This window comes from Marinimicrobium sp. UBA4209 (assembly GCF_002381585.1).
Lineage (GTDB): Bacteria > Pseudomonadota > Gammaproteobacteria > Pseudomonadales > Cellvibrionaceae > Marinimicrobium > Marinimicrobium koreense.
This window is the reverse complement of the sequence record NZ_DFTP01000085.1, coordinates 4,164-4,460: the sequence shown is the minus strand read 5'-3', so window position 1 is coordinate 4,460 and position 297 is coordinate 4,164. Positions and strand designations below refer to the sequence as shown.

Below are 297 nucleotides of genomic sequence, written 5' to 3'. Positions count from 1 at the left end.
AGGCACGGTCGCTGAAGCTGAAGTTGGGGGCAGAGGATGACAGGGGTTGCCAGGCTCTGGTCGTATCGGCCAACAGGTCTGAGGGCGTGAGGTTGCCCTCCTTGGGTTGCTTGAGGATTAGCGCCTTGCCGGTCAGGTCGTAGGTGTCCTGCCCCGGGGTGATGTTCAGGGAGTGGGGCGCGTGCGGGTCATTGCCCCAGGCGGGCGATGCGAGCAGCGAAAACAGCAGTGACAGACTCAGCAGCCAGTGGCGTCTGGTCATCAGGTCCCTCCTTTCCGTGAGGTCCGGGTTGTCGG

The 297-nt window shown here is 63.6% G+C and carries 1 protein-coding gene; it reads right to left on the bottom strand.

Annotation, left to right across the window (positions count from 1 at the left end; translation table 11 throughout):
* A partial coding sequence (locus tag B3187_RS12340) for a hypothetical protein (protein WP_286806775.1) occupies window positions 1-262 on the bottom strand: 262 nt, incomplete at its 3' end.
* Window positions 263-297 lie beyond the last annotated feature (35 nt).